This is a genomic window from Parvibaculum sp. (assembly GCF_049671045.1).
Taxonomy (GTDB): Bacteria; Pseudomonadota; Alphaproteobacteria; order Parvibaculales; family Parvibaculaceae; genus Parvibaculum.
In genome coordinates this window covers 1-1,976 of record NZ_JBATUH010000067.1, presented here as the reverse complement: position 1 = coordinate 1,976, position 1,976 = coordinate 1, and the positions used below count along the sequence as shown (strand labels likewise).

General features: G+C 65.5%; 2 protein-coding genes. Both read left to right on the top strand.

Going from position 1 to position 1,976, the window contains the following annotated elements; genetic code table 11:
* Window positions 1-629, top strand: a 629-nt coding sequence (locus WBG82_RS08170; protein WP_424423568.1) for a methyl-accepting chemotaxis protein, incomplete at its 5' end; no start/stop codon positions are given.
* A gap of 206 nt (window positions 630-835) precedes the next feature.
* Window positions 836-1,976: MCP four helix bundle domain-containing protein (locus WBG82_RS08165; protein ID WP_424423565.1), on the top strand; the 1,141-nt coding region annotated here is incomplete at its 3' end.

Sequence of the window (1,976 nt, the reverse complement as noted above, 5' to 3'; positions counted from 1 at the left end):
TCGAGGCCTCGTCGAAGAAGATCGCCGACATCATCAGCGTCATCGACGGCATCGCCTTCCAGACCAACATCCTGGCCTTGAACGCGGCGGTGGAAGCCGCACGCGCCGGCGAGCAGGGCCGCGGCTTTGCCGTGGTCGCCTCGGAAGTGCGTACCCTCGCCCAGCGTTCGGCGGGCGCCGCCAAGGAGATCAAGGACCTGATCGAGAACTCGGTCGGCAAGGTCTCCGAGGGCTCGCAGCTGGTGCACCAGGCCGGTACGACCATGGGTGAGATCGTCACCTCGGTGCAACGGGTGACCGACATCATGGCCGAGATCTCCGCCGCCTCGCAGGAGCAGAGCGCCGGCATCGAGCAGGTCAACCAGACCGTGATGCAGATGGACGAGACCACCCAGCAGAACGCCGCCCTGGTGGAGGAAGCCACCGCCGCGGCGCGTTCGATGGAGGAGCAGGCCAGCCTGCTGGCGGGCGCGGTGGCGGAATTCCGGACCCATGCCATCGCGGCCGTGCCAGGCGCCCGCAAGGCATCCCCGCGCTCCGCGGCCCAACCCACGCCACCGCGTCCAAAGGCATCTCTCCGGTCCCGCGAGACGGCAACCGCCGAGGTGGGCGACTGGCAGGAGTTCTGATCCGCGCCGCCCTTGTCCAGGGGCGGAGTTCCTGTAGCAAGCGTTGTTCCCGAAGTCTTCCGTTATCCCTTGATCGATGAAGGTTGAATCCCGAATGACCCCATGATGCCGGCCCGATCCACCATGGTTTCAAGCGCGACCTGCCAGAGAAACCGGTGCCGACGCCGCCATCGACAGCAAACCCAAACCCAAACCAAAGGAATGACATGGATACGTTGAGGAATCTGAAGGTTGGTTCGCGGCTGGCTATCGGCTTCGGACTGGTGCTGCTGCTCATCGCCGCGATCCTGGCCGTTGTTCTGTATGGAAACAGGCTCAAGTCGGATCAGTTCCAGTACCTGACCAACGTCAACATGGTGAAGATGCGCCTGTTGAACGACATGCTCGACATCAACAACGCCGTCATCCGCGATCGCCGGCTGATGCTGCTCAAGCGCGGCGACGGCTTCGCGCAGGACCAGGCGCAGCTCCACACGCTCGCCGGCAGGTACGACGAGATCTGGCAGCGGTACGTCAAGATTCCCCGCGATGCCGTCGGCGACCGCATGGTCGCCGAGATCGAAGCAGCGCGCAGTGCCGCCTCCGCATCGACCAAGGCGCTGGACGGTTTCATGGAAGCCGGCGATTTCGACGCTGCGGTCCAGGTCCTGCTCACCGAACAGGCATCCCGCGCCATCGCCTGGAACGACACCTTGTCGGCCCTGCTCAAGCACCAGGAAGTACTGACCCGCAAGAGCAGCGACGAATACAACGCCATCGAGAGCTGGACCGGCAAGTTGTCGCTCGGCATCGGCCTGCTGAGCCTCGTGCTCGGCGCACTGCTGGCCCTGCTGATCACCCGCAGCCTGACCCGGCCGCTGGGCATCGCGGTAGGTGTGGCCAACGGCATCGCCGGCGGTCGCCTGGACAACAGCATCGACGTGTCCGGCAAGGACGAAGTCGCCGATCTGCTGCGCGCCATGCAGCACATGCAGCGCCAGGTGCAGTCGGTCATCGCCGCGCAGGGTGAGATGGCCCGGCAGCACGAGGCCGGCACCATCAGCTACCGCATCGACGCCTCGCCTTTCGCCGGCGATTACCGGCGCATGATCGAGGAAAGCAATGCGCTGGTGGGCCAGCACATCGACGTGAAGCTGCGGGTCATCGAGGTCATGAAGCGCTATGCGCGCGGCGACCTGTCGGTGGACATGGACCGCCTGCCCGGGGAGAAGGCCGCCATCACCCAGGCGATGGACGAAACCAAGGCCAGCCTGTCGGCGATCAATGCCGAGATCAAGCGCCTGGCCGGTGCCGCGGCGGCGGGCGATTTCAGCCTGCGCGGCGACGAGGACCGCTTCGAGCACGACT